The following is an 18,748-nucleotide window of genomic DNA, read 5'->3' on the forward strand; positions in this document are numbered from 1 at the left end:
CATACCTAAGTACGATTTTGACGTCTATTGAATAGTTTAGCAGGAGTGACTTTAAAATTTTTATTCATGGAAATCGTTGTGTGTCGCAAGCAGTTGCAGAAATTACTTAAATGATGTTTTTTCTGTTTTGGAGGGTGAAAATGTTGCAATCGGTACACTTCTGAACACTGGCAATATTGTAAGAATTGGAGCTACGAGCAATGTAGAACTTACATTACAGAGCGGACAGGTTGTGAAAATTGCCAGCAACCAAACAATCGTCATTCCAAATAGTAATTTAGCCGGGCAAGCGCAATCTTTCGATAATGCTGTCCAAGCACAAACCCTTAATGATGTACTGGGGTTACTGAATCAAGAAGGGGATATTCTTGAAAACTTGGAAGAGACAGCAGCCGGTGCTGCCGATAATGGCGGTGCGACGACATTGACGCTTTACAGCATCTCTGAATCTCAAGACGAGCAATATCAAGAAGAAGGTGGAGTACCACAAGTATCGCGTATTGTTGAAACGACCGATCCAGTAACGCTTGATGATGAAACAACGGTCACTGCTGAGGCTCAGCAAGCTAATGAGGGCGTTGCTACCGAAACATTACCGATTCAAGAAGAGCCAGTACCAGAAGAGCCTGTACCAGAAGAGCCTGTACCAGAAGAGCCTGTACCAGAAGAGCCTGTACCAGAAGAGCCAGTACCAGAAGAGCCAGTACCAGAAGAGCCAGTACCAGAAGAGCCTGTACCTGCAGACACCCAAGGTCCAAGCCTAGAGATCACCGAGCAAGACGGCACCGTCACCTTCCAATTCAGCGAAGCTGTCAAAGACTTCACCCAAGACGATGTGCAAATCACTGGTGGAAGTCTGAGCGACTTCACCCAAGTGGATGGCGATACGTGGACCGCGACCTTTACACCGGATGCAAGTTTTGAAGGCACCGCACAAATCAGCGTTGCGGATAACACCTACACGGACCTGAGTGACAACAATGGGACGGGTGCTCAACTGGAACTGGGTGTCGACACCCAAGGTCCAAGCCTAGAGATCACCGAGCAAGACGGCACCGTCACCTTCCAATTCAGCGAAGCTGTCAAAGACTTCACCCAAGACGATGTGCAAATCACTGGTGGAAGTCTGAGCGACTTCACCCAAGTGGATGGCGATACGTGGACCGCGACCTTTACACCGGATGCAAGTTTTGAAGGCACCGCACAAATCAGCGTTGCGGATAACACCTACACGGACCTGAGTGACAACAATGGGACGGGTGCTCAACTGGAACTGGGTGTCGACACCCAAGGTCCAAGCCTAGAGATCACCGAGCAAGACGGCACCGTCACCTTCCAATTCAGCGAAGCTGTCAAAGACTTCACCCAAGACGATGTGCAAATCACTGGTGGAAGTCTGAGCGACTTCACCCAAGTGGATGGCGATACGTGGACCGCGACCTTTACACCGGATGCAAGTTTTGAAGGCACCGCACAAATCAGTGTTGCGGATAACACCTACACGGACCTGAGTGACAACAATGGGACGGGTGCTCAACTGGAACTGGGTGTCGACACCCAAGGTCCAAGCCTAGAGATCACCGAGCAAGACGGTACCGTCACCTTCCAATTCAGCGAAGCTGTCAAAGACTTCACCCAAGACGATGTGCAAATCACTGGTGGAAGTCTGAGCGACTTCACCCAAGTGGATGGCGATACGTGGACCGCGACCTTTACACCGGATGCAAATTTTGAAGGCACCGCACAAATCAGCGTTGCGGATAACACCTACACGGACCTGAGTGACAACAATGGGACGGGTGCTCAACTGGAACTGGGTGTCGACACCCAAGGTCCAAGCCTAGAGATCACCGAGCAAGACGGCACCGTCACCTTCCAATTCAGCGAAGCTGTCAAAGACTTCACCCAAGACGATGTGCAAATCACTGGTGGAAGTCTGAGCGACTTCACCCAAGTGGATGGCGATACGTGGACCGCGACCTTTACACCGGATGCAAGTTTTGAAGGCACCGCACAAATCAGCGTTGCGGATAACACCTACACGGACCTGAGTGACAACAACGGGACAGGTGATGAGCTGAATTTGCCGATTTCAGAGAATAAAACACCATACATTAAAGTTGACAATGATAGTTACCCTGATAATCAGCCAGGTATCGATGAGGTGTTTGAGTCAGGTCTTGCTTTAGGTTCATTGGTGGGGCAAAAACCTGTGGTCGCGGTAGGCGAAATTCGTTTGTTCGACGCCGATGGTTTGGGTGATCTTACCGAGATTCGTTTTGGTGGAGAGGCAGGCACTCTTGTGTCAATGACGCAATTGGAAGCATTGGCGCTTGGAAATATGGCTTCCATTTCGATTGCAGATGCAGGGCTAACATACGGTAGTTTGTCTATTACGGCTTATGATTCAACTACGGGTGTCATTGCTTATGAATACACTTTAAACACAGCAGTTGAAAACTCGCAGGAAAGTGATGATTTTAGCGAATCATTCAGTATTGAAGTTGCTGATCAAAAAGGTTGGTCTGATTCTGTGCAGGCTTCAATCAAAATCATAGATGATAAACCAGAGATTGATCCTGAGGCGTTTGATGTCAGTGGTTCTTATGATTTAAATGCTTTATTTGGTGCAGATGGCGCTGGAACGATTGTTTTTTCGGCAGACTTGCATGCTCAGGCGGTAACGGATAAAGACGGTCAGCCGGTGTACTTCAATGGTTCGGCTCTAAAGTGGAACCTTGTTGATGGTGTACTGACGGCAGTTTCCGAAGCGGGCGATACGGCGATAACCGTGACACTGAATCCAACAGATAACAATTATACGATTGAGATTGCGGATGGTGTCTTTGGTCTAACACCTGCTAACAATTTGCTTGGTGTGGAGTCATTTACCGGTGGGAACAGCGGGTTTTTCGGCTTGTTTAATAATTTGCTTGGCATTTTGGCAACCTCACTTGATGGCACTGTAAACACTAATCAAGGTTATGTTGGTGTTGCTGATCAGTGGATTGATCAGGGTGAAACGCTGACGCTGAGTTTCTTTGATGGAATGGTGAAGCCCGCTGATATTAAACCTAACGATCTTGTCTTGGGCGATATTCTTGGCGAATCGAGTTTTGCTGGGGTTTCGGCTTTCTCAGCACTGATTGATTTTCAAGGTAATTCAACAGGCAATGAGGTTATCGAGCTACTTCTGACCATGATTGATGGGTCGCAAGTAACTTATATGGCAAATGTAATCGATGGTGCCATTGAGGTAGTTGCGAGCAAATTACCAGTTGTGGCGGTTAACTTTATTGGCTGTGATGATTTTGATTATCGTGTTGGGGCGTTAAGTGTTGTTGAAACACAGCCTGAAGAGGTTAACTTGGCGATTCCAGTTACTATTGAAGATGGTGATCAAGATGTGGTTGACGCCCTGATTGAGGGCACAATTCCGTCTCAAGTGACTCCTGTGATTAGTAATGACCCGCCACAAGTGTTCATTGAAGGCAGTGGCGGCTTATTTGGTCTGCTTGGCATTGAGTTTAATCCGCTGATTGATTTGGGCTTTGAGCAAAAATTGGCGGTTTACGACTCAGCCGACAATATCACCCAGGTTGAGATCAGTTATTCCAGTTTAGCGAGCTTTAATTTCAATGCTATATTTGGCAACCCAGGCCAGCCTTTTTATTTGGATACTAGCGAGAGTGGCCTAACCGTGACGGTGGAGTCAAGCAGTGGCATGCTTGGAATGATTAATACTTCTTATAAGGTGACTATCACTAAGCCAGGTGGAGATGGGGTTAATCAGTCGATGACGAATGCGGAACTCAATGAACTGCTTGCAACTTTCCAAGTCAATAATAGCAATACGTTCTTTGCGGCAGATTTGATGAGCAATTTGAGCATTCGCGCAGTCGATGCCAATGGTGATGCAGACAGTGAATCCCTAAGCCAGCTTATTTCGGTAGAAAGTAATCTGTTGTCCGCCGTGACGAAGAAAAGTGTTTTTGCTGATGATATTGTGGAGGGCTTAGCCTTTGAGACCAATTCAGGTATTAAAGGGTTGACCGATGAAAATGGCGCTTTTTCTTACCGTGATGGGGATTCTGTTGCCTTTAAGATTGGTGATGTACTGATCGGTGTTGCCAGTGCTGAAGATTTGGCTGCGGGTTATGTTTTCTTGCAAGATTTAGCGGATGTTTCTCGTTCTGATTTGAATAGCGAATATGTTGAAAATATGGCGGTATTCTTGCAGACGCTGGATGCTAATGCTAATCCAGCAGACGGGATTTTGATTACCCCAGAAGTTCATCAGCAATTGGCTGGTCAAAGCATTGATCTAGCTACAGCCAGTGAGCAAGAACTTCAGCAATTCTTGTTGGATAATGGTTTTGAGAATATTGTCACTGAAGTCGATGCAATGGCTCATGTGCAAGCCACTTTGATGAACTTAACGGATATGACCGCTGCCGCTTTTGATTTACATATTCCTGATTCAGAGCTGGCGTTAATCAGTCAAGGTTTTGATTATGCGAATATTGATATTGCAACTCCACCGGCTGATTTTATCGAGTCCATGGCATTGGAGGATATGAGCATATTTGATGTGGTGCAGAATGACTTCACCGAGGTCGTCTTTGATTATTTGGAAAGTGCAGACGATCAAGAAGAGCAGAATGAACTGGATTCACTGGATTCGGTTAAGATTTTTTCTAAAACGACTTTTGGTAGAAACGAAACGATGGAAGAAGTGATTCAAAGTCATTTAGACGATACAACAAATTTGTAAAATTAATTATACGATTGCCAAAAAAACCGACGTGTGAGTATCGCGTTCGGTCCTCTACTCAGTCGGCAGAGAAAAATTTCTGCCGACTGACTCTTCACCTAAATTCGGCCAAGGCCAATGTTATCTTAAGTCTGTTTTGGCTTAATACACTTCAATGAATTTTCAAACGATCAAAACCTTAAGCGGTTAAACGAATCCTTTTATTGATACCGGTGCACAATCTTGAAAGTTAATGTGACAAAGAATAAGTCCTGATTGACTTCAGCGAGGTCTTGCAAATAGTAAATTCTAGGCTTGCTTCGAAATGCATCGCTATCGCTATAGATGATTGGGATAACAACGAAGTTGCCTCTGCTAGCCGTAACCGTCCGGCAATCACCGATTGCTAGGTTGCCAATTGTGCGGTAGGAGTTGGTCGATTTGACTGGCTTTATGGGTGGGTAAGCGTTCAAGCACCTCTTTGAGATAGGCGTAAGGATCCAGACCATTGTTTTTAGCTGATTGAATCAAGCTCATAATATTCGCCGCACGTTGACCACTGCGTAGACTGCCGGCAAACAGCCAGTTCTTGCGACCTAACGCCCAAGGTCGGATTTGATTTTCCACCCAGTTATTATCGATGGGCAGGCGGCCATCTCCGAGGTATCGGCTTAAGGCATCCCAACGTTTCAGGCTATAGTGAATCGCTTTTTCCGTTGCCCCACCTTTGGGCACTTTTTCTCGATGGACCTGCAGCCATTTGAGCAGCAGGTCCATAATCGGTTTGGATTTTTGCTGTCGAATGGTCTGTCGTTCCTCTGGGGCTAAGGGTTGAATCTCTTTTTCAATGGCGTAAAGTTGCCCCATTAGTTCAATGGCTTGAATGGCAATCGTGCTTTTGCCGCTTTCATGCAGTTCCACGAACTTACGACGGGCATGCGCCATACAGCCCACTTCGCTCACGCCTTGTTTAAAACTGGCTTTGTACCCAGGATAGTCATCACACACCAACAATCCTTTCCAATCCTGCAGCACTTCTCGTGCAAACTTGCCGTTTCGTCCTTCACTAAAGTGGTAATACACCGCCTTATGTTGTGCATTGGCTGGATTGGTGTAGGCCCACAGATAGGCTTTATGGGTTTTCTTATTCCCCGGCTTGAGCATGGGCACTGGGGTTTCATCGGCGTGCAAGACCGGTTGCGTCAGCAAAAAGTCTTTGAGTGCTTGAGCCACCGGTTCAAGTTGAACACCACAGACGCCGACCCATTCGGCTAAAGTGGAACTGGGTAATTTAACACCGGCCCGTTCAAAGATCTGAGCTTGACGATACAGCGGTAAGTGATCAGCGTATTTGGCGATGAGCAGATGTGCGAGTAACCCAGAGGTGGGCAGACCTTTGTCAATGATTTGTGGGGGCATCGGTTTTTGAATCAGAGTTTCACAGGCATCGCACGCCCATTTGGAGCGAATATGACGTTCCACTTGAAACGTCCCGGGCAGATAATCCAGCTTCTCACTGACGTCTTCACCAATATGGCGTAATTGACAGCCACATGAACAAGTGGTGGATTCGGGATCATGACGGATGTCAAGACGAGGTAGGTTTTCGGGTAGCGGCTGACGCTTAGGTTTTTTCTTTGGTTGCGCTGTGTCGGTTTTGTCTTTGAGAGATTCCAGTTCCGATTCAATCGCCGCAATGTCGGCATCGGTCACTTCATCCAACAGTGTCATCTGTAAGGCGCTGATCTGTTCACTTTTGTGTGAGAATTTTAAACGTCTCAGATACGCCAACTCATAGGTGAGTTGATCGATTTTAAGCTCTTTTTGTTGCAGCGCTTTGGTATTGGCCGCAATGCGTTGGTCTTTTTCTTCAACCTGAACCAACAACTGCGCTGCCAGTGTCCGTAACTGGTGTGCAGAGAGTTGATTGAGGTTTAGCAGCGTTTTCATGCCGCGGATTATAAAGACTAACTCAGAGCAAGGGAAGTCTCGAGTCGTTGCCAAGGCAAGCCTTGCACCAGTGCCAGACATTGTTCAGGGGAGAGTGTCACGGATTCGCCCCGCCACCGTTCAGCCCAATGGAATTTTCCTTGATTCAAACGCCGAGCACACAGCCAGATACCAAGGCCATCATGAACCAAGACTTTCATTCGATTGCCTCGCTTATTAGCAAACAGATACGCATGATGAGGCTTGGCTTCACCAAACACGGCAATCACTCGAGCTAATGCGGTATCGGGTCCGGCACGCATATCCAAAGGTTCAGTCGCCAGCCAATAATGATCAATGCGAATCATGACTGCACCGACTTGACAAAGGCGCTTAATTTGGCCAATTCTGTGACGGGCCAGTGCACAGCAATCTTGCCTTGAGGTGCAGGCAGTTCGACCAAGAGCACATGAGGAGGTGATGGCGGCAGATCGTTCAAGACAAGCGGAATAAATGCCGCTTGAGAGGAAGCTGTCTTTTTAAGCTGACGCTTCCAGTTTTGTATTTGATTGGCGTTGATGCCGTAGTCCCGAGCGACTTGTGCAATCGAGGTGTTAGGGTCCTCGCAAGCGGACAAAACTTGCTGTTTGAATTCCCGTGAGTAGCGACGGCGAATCTTTTTGACTGTGGGAAGCGTTGATAGAGAGTCTGTCATAATAAGTGCCCATTTAGAATACGTGGGCACCTAATTATTCACAGATAAGTGTGGAGGGTAAGAGGTGTTTACCGGATAGTTACTGCTAGCCTCACTCGTAGCGGCTTTGAATCATTCGAGGGCGCTGTGCTGCTTGTTTTGTCAGGCATAGACATGACGGCAAACGATCGCAATGCACAGTCAAACTGTTCTGTGCCTGAAGCCATTCGAACTTACTCTGTGTCTGCTTAAGGTTGATGGTGTTTTGACGATTACTTAATTTGTAAGTATTTGGTTCGAAAATTTGTTAATAGGGTAAATTTTCCCCTCTCTTTAATAGTGGAATTCTATTGATTGTGTTGGTGTGATAGAAACAAAAAAAATATGCTAGTACTAAAGTCTGTGTTTTTTTTAAAGTAAAAAGCGTCTAATGTAGTTAAGCATAACTACTTATTATATTTAGAGGGTTTTTACCATGTCTAATTCAATCGCCACCATCTTAAATGTTCAAAATTCTGTTTTGGTATACGACCAAGCAGGTAACCCAAAAATCGTCGAAGTCGCAGATTTATTAGCGACAGGTGATACCATTCAGACTGGCGCTGATGGTTCAATCAGACTGCGATTAGAGGGTGGTCAAGAGGTAACGATTGGAGCAAACCAGACGCTTGTACTGACTTCTAATATGTTGGAAGATGGCGCTAAGACTGAGCAAGATAGCGCAGTAAGACCGCAATCGCTAGAAGATGTTCTTGCTGAAATTGAAAATCCAGAGGGTGGTGATTTACTGGATAATTTAGAAGCAACAGCTGCGGGTGGTGCAGCTGATGCAGGTGGGGCTATGTCCTTGACGATTTACAGCATTTCAGAATCTCAAGACGCCCAATATCAGGAAGAAGGTGGGGTTCCGCAAGTTGCTCGTATTGTCGAAACAACAGATCCGGTAACCTTCGAAGGCGATGCATTTGCGGCTCAAGATGCTCTTGTGACTGAAGAAGGTCTTTTACTCGCCAATACCCCACCTGTTGCTAACAATGATTTACTTGTCACAGAGGAAGATCAACCTCTTACTTTTACAGATGAGCAATTGTTAGCTAACGATATTGATGCCGACGGCGACGACTTAACGGTTATCGGCATCACCCAGCCTGTAAATGGTCAATTAGTTGATAATGGTGATGGCACTTATACCTATACCCCTGACGAAAATTATAACGGTGATGACTCATTCTCATATACCGTGACTGATGGCAACGGAAATACTTCAGAAGCAACGGTTGGAATTACCGTTAACCCAGTGAATGACGCCACCGCCATCAATCCAGACACTGCGGTGACCAATGAAGACACACCAGTCGTGATTGATGTATTGGCCAACGACACCGACATTGACGGCCCGGTCTCACCGGTTGCCAGTGTGACTAATGGCGCCAACGGTACGGTTGCGATCAACGCTGATGGTACCTTGACCTATACGCCCAATGCCGACTTCAACGGCAGTGACCAATTCACCTACACCAACGAAGAAGGCAATACGGCAAGCGTTACCGTGACGGTCAACCCAATCAATGACGCCACAGTCATCAATCCAGACACTGCGGTCACCAATGAAGACACACCAGTTGTGATTGATGTATTGGCCAACGACACCGACATTGACGGCCCGGTCTCACCGGTTGCCAGTGTCACCAACGGTGCCAACGGTACGGTTGCGATCAACGCTGATGGTACCGTGACTTATACGCCTAATGCCGACTTCAACGGCAGTGACCAATTCACCTACACCAACGAAGAAGGCAATAGCGCCACGGTCTCGGTGACCGTCAACCCAATCAATGACGCCACAGCCATCAATCCAGACACTGCGGTCACCAATGAAGACACACCAGTCGTGATTGATGTATTGGCCAACGACACCGACATTGACGGCCCGGTCTCACCGGTTGCCAGTGTGACTAATGGCGCCAACGGTACGGTTGCGATCAACGCTGATGGTACCTTGACCTATACGCCCAATGCCGACTTCAACGGCAGTGACCAATTCACCTACACCAACGAAGAAGGCAATAGCGCCACGGTCTCGGTGACCGTCAACCCAATCAATGACGCCACAGCCATCAATCCAGACACTGCGGTCACCAATGAAGACACACCAGTCGTGATTGATGTATTGGCCAACGACACCGACATTGACGGTCCGGTCTCACCGGTTGCCAGTGTCACCAACGGTGCCAACGGTACGGTTGCGATCAACGCTGATGGTACCGTGACCTATACGCCCAATGCCGACTTCAACGGCAGTGACCAATTCACCTACACCAACGAAGAAGGCAATAGCGCCACGGTCTCGGTGACCGTCAACCCAATCAATGACGCCACCGCCATCAATCCAGACACTGTGGTCACCAATGAAGACACCCCAGTCGTGATTGATGTGCTTGCAAACGATACAGACATTGACGGTCCGGTCTCACCGGTTGCCAGTGTGACTAATGGCGCCAACGGTACGGTTGCGATCAACGCTGATGGTACCGTGACTTATACGCCCAATGCGGACTTTAACGGCAGTGATCAATTCACCTACACCAATGAAGAAGGCAATAGCGCCACGGTCTCGGTGACCGTCAACCCAATCAATGACGCCACAGCCATCAATCCAGACACTGCGGTGACCAATGAAGACACCTCAGTCGTGATTGATGTATTGGCTAACGACACCGACATTGACGGTCCGGTCTCACCGGTTGCCAGTGTGACTAATGGCGCCAACGGTACGGTTGCGATCAACGCTGATGGTACCGTGACTTATACGCCCAATGCGGACTTTAACGGCAGTGATCAATTCACCTACACCAACGAAGAAGGCAATAGCGCCACGGTCTCGGTGACCGTCAACCCAATCAATGACGCCACCGCCATCAATCCAGACACTGCGGTCACCAATGAAGACACCCCAGTCGTGATTGATGTATTGGCCAACGACACCGACATTGACGGTCCGGTCTCACCGGTTGCCAGTGTGACTAATGGCGCCAACGGTACGGTTGCGATCAACGCTGATGGTACCGTGACTTATACACCCAATGTCGACTTTAACGGCAGTGACCAATTCACCTACACCAATGAAGAAGGCAATAGCGCCACGGTCTCGGTGACCGTCAACCCAATCAATGACGCCACAGTCATCAATCCAGACACTGCGGTCACCAATGAAGACACCCCAGTCGTGATTGATGTGCTTGCAAACGATACAGACATTGACGGTCCGGTCTCACCGGTTGCCAGTGTCACCAACGGTGCCAACGGTACGGTTGCGATCAACGCTGATGGTACCGTGACTTATACGCCTAATGCCGACTTCAACGGCAGTGACCAATTCACCTACACCAACGAAGAAGGCAATAGCGCCACGGTCTCGGTGACCGTCAACCCAATCAATGACGCCACAGCCATCAATCCAGACACTGCGGTCACCAATGAAGACACACCAGTCGTGATTGATGTATTGGCCAACGACACCGACATTGACGGCCCGGTCTCACCGGTTGCCAGTGTGACTAATGGCGCCAACGGTACGGTTGCGATCAACGCTGATGGTACCGTGACTTATACGCCCAATGCGGACTTCAATGGCAGTGATCAATTCACTTACACCAACGAAGAAGGTAATACGACGACAGTCGATGTCAGAGTTAATCCTGTTAATGATTCTCCAGAAAGCACCGAAATTAGTGATCAAACCAACCTCGACTCAGAAAGCGTCAATCTAGACGTATCCGGCAACTTCAGTGACGCCGATGGCGACACCTTGACGTACAGTGCCAGTGGGCTACCGGAAGGGTTAAGCATCAACAGCAGTACCGGTGTGATCAGTGGCACGATTGCCAGTGACGCCTCGGATGCAACGGATGACAACAACAACACCCAAGCCTACAGCGTGACTGTCACGGCCAGTGATGGCAGTGCTCCGGTTGCCAGTGAAACTTTCACTTGGACGGTGAATAACACCATTCCTGAATTTATATCAGGCAGTGATACGGCTGAAACTGCATCGAATGTAGATGTTTACGAGTTCAGTGCCGATGAAGGTACGACCTCCGGTACAGTGGTTGGAACGGTCACAGCCAGTGATGCCGACAGTGATGCCAATAAAGTCTATAGCATAGAAGGTGGTAACGAAGCAGGTCTGTTCAGCATTAATGCCAGCACTGGTCAAATCAGTGTGACGCAAGACATTGACGATGCCGAATTGGGTGAGTACAGCTTAACGGTTAAAGTCGACGACCTCGAAGGCGGGACTGACACTGCGACGGTCAATATCCGTCTGGATAATGTTGACGACAATCCAGAAAGCACCGAAATTAGTGATCAAACCAACCTCGACTCAGAAAGCGTCAATCTAGACGTATCCGGCAACTTCAGTGACGCCGATGGCGACACCTTGACGTACAGTGCCAGTGGGCTACCGGAAGGGTTAAGCATCAACAGCAGTACCGGTGTGATCAGTGGCACGATTGCCAGTGACGCCTCGGATGCAACGGATGACAACAACAACACCCAAGCCTACAGCGTGACTGTCACGGCCAGTGATGGCAGTGCTCCGGTTGCCAGTGAAACTTTCACTTGGACGGTGAATAACACCATTCCTGAATTTATATCAGGCAGTGATACGGCTGAAACTGCATCGAATGTAGATGTTTACGAGTTCAGTGCCGATGAAGGTACGACCTCCGGTACAGTGGTTGGAACGGTCACAGCCAGTGATGCCGACAGTGATGCCAATAAAGTCTATAGCATAGAAGGTGGTAACGAAGCCGGTCTGTTCAGCATTAATGCCAGCACTGGTCAAATCAGTGTGACGCAAGACATTGACGATGCCGAATTGGGTGAGTACAGCTTAACGGTTAAAGTCGACGACCTCGAAGGCGGGACTGACACTGCGACGGTCAATATCCGTCTGGATAATGTTGACGACAATCCAGAAAGCACCGAAATTAGTGATCAAACCAACCTCGACTCAGAAAGCGTCAATCTAGACGTATCCGGCAACTTCAGTGACGCCGATGGCGACACCTTGACGTACAGTGCCAGTGGGCTACCGAAAGGGTTAAGCATCAACAGCAGTACCGGTGTGATCAGTGGCACGATTGCCAGTGACGCCTCGGATGCAACGGATGACAACAACAACACCCAAGCCTACAGCGTGACTGTCACGGCCAGTGATGGCAGTGCTCCGGTTGCCAGTGAAACTTTCACTTGGACGGTGAATAACACCATTCCTGAATTTATATCAGGCAGTGATACGGCTGAAACTGCATCGAATGTAGATGTTTACGAGTTCAGTGCCGATGAAGGTACGACCTCCGGTACAGTGGTTGGAACGGTCACAGCCAGTGATGCCGACAGTGATGCCAATAAAGTCTATAGCATAGAAGGTGGTAACGAAGCAGGTCTGTTCAGCATTAATGCCAGCACTGGTCAAATCAGTGTGACGCAAGACATTGACGATGCCGAATTGGGTGAGTACAGCTTAACGGTTAAAGTCGACGACCTCGAAGGCGGGACTGACACTGCGACGGTCAATATCCGTCTGGATAATGTTGACGACAATCCAGAAAGCACCGAAATTAGTGATCAAACCAACCTCGACTCAGAAAGCGTCAATCTAGACGTATCCGGCAACTTCAGTGACGCCGATGGCGACACCTTGACGTACAGTGCCAGTGGGCTACCGGAAGGGTTAAGCATCAACAGCAGTACCGGTGTGATCAGTGGCACGATTGCCAGTGACGCCTCGGATGCAACGGATGACAACAACAACACCCAAGCCTACAGCGTGACTGTCACGGCCAGTGATGGCAGTGCTCCGGTTGCCAGTGAAACTTTCACTTGGACGGTGAATAACACCATTCCTGAATTTATATCAGGCAGTGATACGGCTGAAACTGCATCGAATGTAGATGTTTACGAGTTCAGTGCCGATGAAGGTACGACCTCCGGTACAGTGGTTGGAACGGTCACAGCCAGTGATGCCGACAGTGATGCCAATAAAGTCTATAGCATAGAAGGTGGTAACGAAGCAGGTCTGTTCAGCATTAATGCCAGCACTGGTCAAATCAGTGTGACGCAAGACATTGACGATGCCGAATTGGGTGAGTACAGCTTAACGGTTAAAGTCGACGACCTCGAAGGCGGGACTGACACTGCGACGGTCAATATCCGTCTGGATAATGTTGACGACAATCCAGAAAGCACCGAAATTAGTGATCAAACCAACCTCGACTCAGAAAGCGTCAATCTAGACGTATCCGGCAACTTCAGTGACGCCGATGGCGACACCTTGACGTACAGTGCCAGTGGGCTACCGGAAGGGTTAAGCATCAACAGCAGTACCGGTGTGATCAGTGGCACGATTGCCAGTGACGCCTCGGATGCAACGGATGACAACAACAACACCCAAGCCTACAGCGTGACTGTCACGGCCAGTGATGGCAGTGCTCCGGTTGCCAGTGAAACTTTCACTTGGACGGTGAATAACACCATTCCTGAATTTATATCAGGCAGTGATACGGCTGAAACTGCATCGAATGTAGATGTTTACGAGTTCAGTGCCGATGAAGGTACGACCTCCGGTACAGTGGTTGGAACGGTCACAGCCAGTGATGCCGACAGTGATGCCAATAAAGTCTATAGCATAGAAGGTGGTAACGAAGCAGGTCTGTTCAGCATTAATGCCAGCACTGGTCAAATCAGTGTGACGCAAGACATTGACGATGCCGAATTGGGTGAGTACAGCTTAACGGTTAAAGTCGACGACCTCGAAGGCGGGACTGACACTGCGACGGTCAATATCCGTCTGGATAATGTTGACGACAATCCAGAAAGCACCGAAATTAGTGATCAAACCAACCTCGACTCAGAAAGCGTCAATCTAGACGTATCCGGCAACTTCAGTGACGCCGATGGCGACACCTTGACGTACAGCGCCAGTGGGCTACCGAAAGGGTTAAGCATCAACAGCAGTACCGGTGTGATCAGTGGCACGATTGCCAGTGACGCCTCGGATGCAACGGATGACAACAACAACACCCAAGCCTACAGCGTGACTGTCACGGCCAGTGATGGCAGTGCTCCGGTTGCCAGTGAAACTTTCACTTGGACGGTGAATAACACCATTCCTGAATTTATATCAGGCAGTGATACGGCTGAAACTGCATCGAATGTAGATGTTTACGAGTTCAGTGCCGATGAAGGTACGACCTCCGGTACAGTGGTTGGAACGGTCACAGCCAGTGATGCCGACAGTGATGCCAATAAAGTCTATAGCATAGAAGGTGGTAACGAAGCAGGTCTGTTCAGCATTAATGCCAGCACTGGTCAAATCAGTGTGACGCAAGACATTGACGATGCCGAATTGGGTGAGTACAGCTTAACGGTTAAAGTCGACGACCTCGAAGGCGGGACTGACACTGCGACGGTCAATATCAGTCTAGACAATGTCAATGACAACCCAGTAATAGGTGAAGGTCAATTAGCGACAGTTTCTGAAGCTAATCTCGTCGATGGGTCAAGCCCTGATTCAAATGCTTTGATTGATAGCATGGGTAATTATATTTCCGTGAGTGATTCAGATGGCGGAGATGATATCTTTGTTAATGGAACAAAAGTGTACGATGCTGAGACAGGGCTTACAGGTACTTCAGTTGATACCACTAATGGTACTGGTCAACTGTTATTCACAGCTTTCTCTGGAGGAGAGCTTCAATATACCTATACCTTGAAAGATAATGTTTTAGAGAATAATGTTGTATCACATACTGATAGTGTCACTGTTTCAACTAGTGAGTCCTCGTTTACTCCAGTTGTGATCAATATTGCTACGATTGGAGATGATGCACCTAGTGTAACTCCAGTTAGCTTTGGTACGATTGAAGATGGCAATTCTGTTTCATCTATTTCATTAGCCCAAGTATTTGGTGCTGATGGTGGTGGTGATGTTGATTTCAACTCATCAATCAATGGAATGCCTGTTTTCAGTAATGGTGATCAGGTGTATTTCAATGGGCAAGAGTTAACGTGGTCTTTAGATTCTAATGGCGATGTGTTAACTGCTGTTACTGCAGGTAATCAAACTGCGATTACCATTACCCTTAATCAAAGCACTGGTAACTATAGTATTGATGTTGCTGATGGTACTTTCTATCTTGCCGGCGATGAGATTACATTTGACATTGGCGGCTTAAGTGGCAGTAGTGCAGATGCTTATGCAATCGGTACAGACGGTATTGATATTCTTATCACTTCTGCAAATTCATCGGGCGCGGTATCAACCAACACAAGTGGCGCTGGTGGTGTAGGGTATGTTGGCGCGGCTTCACAATGGGTTGATGGTTCGTCAGGTGAATCGGTAACCTTCTCATTCTATGATTCATTGGCTAGCAGTGGCCCTTTAACAGGCCAAGCTGCAATTGATAACGCTTTAACTGATTCGAATATTGCAGGTGTTAACACTTTCTCAGTTTCTGTTAATACGCAGAGCGGTGTTGCGACAAACTTAACACTCGATTTTATTGCTGTTGATGGTACTCAAGGAACCCTAGATGTTGCTGTCGGTTCTAATGGTCCTGGAACGCCTTATACAATCAGTGTTGATACGGCACATATTTCTTGGGATTCAGGAAGTGATCTAGCAATTGCTTCGGTTACCTTTAATGCGGATGGTGTTGACTTCCGTGTGGGTGGTGACTTCTCTCTAACTGAAATTAGTCCGTCAGATATTAACTTAAGTGTGCCTGTTGTTATTACTGATGCGGATAATGACAGTTCAGGAGGAAGTATTACCGGTACGATTACGAGTGATGGTGTGGCGGCCACTGCTATCGCAGCAGATACGGCTCCAATTGCCGTAGATGATGTAATCAGCATTGAAGAAAGTGTTAGTCAGACGGTAACGACCGGCAGTGATTTGGTGTTAATGATCGATCATTCAGCGAGTGTTAGTTCAAGTCAGATGGCGACACTAAAATCTTCTATTGAAGGCTTATTTAACAGTGGTGCGGTGCATTCGGTATTTATTACCTCTTTTGCAAAAGATGGCACTTTCCATGATTCTGGTGAGAACGGAGGTTGGTACACTAACCTGACTGATGCAATGACTGCAATTAATTCGATAAACACCACAGGTTCTGATAGTTACGGAACAGATTATGATGCTGCCTTAAAAACGGTTACTGATAATTTCGTCGCTCCACCATCCGGTGGCGGAAAATTGGTTTCAATGTTTATTTCAGATGGTTCTCCAAATGAAAATAATGAAACAGGTTCAGACGGTATTATCGAATCTGACACTAACGGAGGATCTGTTGGCGAAGAGTCAGCTTGGATAAACTTCTTATCCAGCAATGGGTTTGATACCTCATTTGCTGTCGGTTATGGCGGATTATCCAATTCGGACATTGGTCATTTAGAGCCGATTGCATGGTCATCTGGTGAAACTGCGAGCACATATGATGCAACTGATACTTCAGCATCAGATGCTGATACTAATGATGCCGCCGATGACAGTAACGTTATTATCTTGGATGACATTAGTGACCTTGCTTTAACGCTAACATCAGTTATTACTCCGACACCGAATCAAATGAGCGGCAATTTACTCGGTAATGACAGTGACGGTGGCGATGGCTGGGGAACTCCTGAACTGGTTTCAGTCACTCATGGCGCATCGACTTATACCTTTGTTGACGCTGCTGACTCGCATACCTTTACTACCAATGCCGGTAGCTTTACGGTATCGGGTGATGGTAGCTATACCTTTACTGCCTTGAATGATGTTGCTGCTGATATGAGTGATACGTTGAGTTATCTCGTACAGGATGCCGATGGCAGTCAAGCGACGGCGAATGTGAATTTGACGACAACGGATGTAGCTATTGTTCCACCTGCCGCAACATTAATTAAAACCTTTGATGGTAATGCCGTTGAATTAGTTGATAGTAACGATAGCGGTTTGCATTCTATTAGCTATCAACTTAATGGTATCGCTACTGAAGCCAATATAGACATCAGTAGTTACAATGCATCCAATCATAACGGGAAAATTGAACTCTATAAAGATAGTGCTAAAGTTGGTGATTTTGATTTAGATTCTTACAGTTATTCCTCGGGTTCAACATCAATCACGGTTACCCAAAGTGGCGGTTTTGATGAGATCCGCGTCATTAATACTGACAACGATAAAGACTTTAGTGTAGATAACGTTTCTGCAGAAGTTATGGTTGATTCCTCGCCATTGCTAAACGGAACCCTGGTCGACGGTATTGTTGAAGGTATTGCCTATTCAACCTCTTCCGGTTTAACTGGCTTCACTGATGAAAACGGCGGCTTTAGCTACTATCAAGGGGATCAAATAACCTTCTCTATTGGTAATGTTGTTTTAGGATCTTTTGGTTCTACAGCCTTGTCAGACGGACATGTGTTCTTACAAGAAATAGCTGGTACCAGTCTGCAAGATGTTAATGACGAATATGTCGAAAACATGGCAGTATTGCTACAAACCATTGATTCGAATGCGAACGCTTATGACGGAATTGTGATCAGCCCTGAAATGCATGAGCAATTTAGTGATGACAGTTTTGATTTGAGCACGATTAGTGGGGATCAGCTAGCACAAATTCTGGTAGAAAACGGATTCACTCCAATATCAGAAGACAGTGCAATGCAACACGTTCAAGACATGATCGTTGACTACACTGATATGGATGATAGTGATTTTGATATGCGTATCGTCGATGCAGAGTCTGACGATGGTATGCTTGACTATGCTGCTTTGGATAGTATTACTGCTTCGAGCACTGCCGGTGAAGCTTTTGTTGGCACAGAAGTTGACTTGACTGATTTACTAAACGTCGACGATGATGGAGCGGTGAATTTACCTATTAATTCAGAGTCTGTGGAAGATCTACCTGAAAATGCTCAAGACTTGCTTGTATTGGATGTGAATCAGACAAACGCTAATTTGACCGATTTGAATACAGAAACGGGAGAATTGGTCGTTGATAACACTGGTAACGGCGGAATGGATGTCACAACTAAAGAAATTGTTGACGACTTACTAAATCATGGCAAGGACTCATGAATTTGCATTAACGTGACATAAAAAACAAAAAAGCCTCAAGAAATTTGGGGCTTTTTAGTATTCAAGCGCAAGCATCCGGTGATCATCGGTAACCGTCCGTAAGCGTCAATTTACCCACATCTAAAATTCCTGAATAAAGTTCGTTATTCTTCTATGTGTTTTCAATCACAGGAGAATTTTGATGAGCAAAGTAAGCGCCAATTTACCCACATCTAAAATTCTTGGATAAAGTTCG

The 18,748-nt window shown here is 47.2% G+C and carries 5 protein-coding genes; 2 read left to right on the forward strand and 3 right to left on the reverse strand.

Features of this window, described 5'->3' with window-relative positions:
- Positions 1-232 precede the first annotated feature (232 nt).
- The gene (locus HRR27_RS04995) at positions 233-4,774 is read left to right on the forward strand and encodes an Ig-like domain-containing protein (protein WP_173271482.1); all 4,542 of its coding nucleotides are present in this window, start codon (positions 233-235) and stop codon (positions 4,772-4,774) included.
- Between the two features lie 375 nt (positions 4,775-5,149).
- On the opposite strand, the gene tnpC is transcribed toward HRR27_RS04995, so the two are convergent.
- The 3 genes from tnpC to HRR27_RS05010 are packed head-to-tail and all read right to left on the reverse strand — an operon-like array spanning position 5,150 to position 7,397.
- Positions 5,150-6,703: an IS66 family transposase gene (tnpC, locus tag HRR27_RS05000; RefSeq protein ID WP_173271484.1), complete on the reverse strand. Its 1,554-nt coding sequence runs from the start codon at positions 6,701-6,703 to the stop codon at positions 5,150-5,152.
- 17 nt (positions 6,704-6,720) lie between these two features.
- Positions 6,721-7,050, reverse strand: a complete 330-nt coding sequence (tnpB, locus tag HRR27_RS05005) for an IS66 family insertion sequence element accessory protein TnpB (RefSeq protein WP_173271486.1) — start codon at positions 7,048-7,050, stop codon at positions 6,721-6,723.
- Positions 7,047-7,397: a transposase gene (locus tag HRR27_RS05010; protein WP_173271488.1), complete on the reverse strand. Its 351-nt coding sequence runs from the start codon at positions 7,395-7,397 to the stop codon at positions 7,047-7,049. The genes tnpB and HRR27_RS05010 overlap by 4 nt, the downstream gene beginning before the upstream one ends.
- Before the next feature lie 454 nt (positions 7,398-7,851).
- Between HRR27_RS05010 and HRR27_RS05015 the strand changes: the two genes are divergently transcribed.
- Positions 7,852-18,513 (forward strand): Ig-like domain-containing protein, encoded by a 10,662-nt coding sequence (locus HRR27_RS05015; protein ID WP_173271490.1) that lies wholly within the window; start codon positions 7,852-7,854, stop codon positions 18,511-18,513.
- Positions 18,514-18,748 lie beyond the last annotated feature (235 nt).

It is taken from the genome of Thiosulfatimonas sediminis (assembly GCF_011398355.1).
Lineage (GTDB): Bacteria > Pseudomonadota > Gammaproteobacteria > Thiomicrospirales > Thiomicrospiraceae > Thiomicrorhabdus > Thiomicrorhabdus sediminis_A.

Excerpts from the sequence above, each read along its gene's own strand:
- tnpB (WP_173271486.1), bottom strand. The coding sequence starts at position 7,050 with ATGATTCGCATTGATCATTATTGGCTGGCGACTGAACCTTTGGATATG.
- HRR27_RS05010 (WP_173271488.1), bottom strand. The coding sequence starts at position 7,397 with ATGACAGACTCTCTATCAACGCTTCCCACAGTCAAAAAGATTCGCCGT.
- tnpC (WP_173271484.1), bottom strand. The coding sequence starts at position 6,703 with ATGAAAACGCTGCTAAACCTCAATCAACTCTCTGCACACCAGTTACGG.
- HRR27_RS05015 (WP_173271490.1), top strand. The coding sequence starts at position 7,852 with ATGTCTAATTCAATCGCCACCATCTTAAATGTTCAAAATTCTGTTTTG.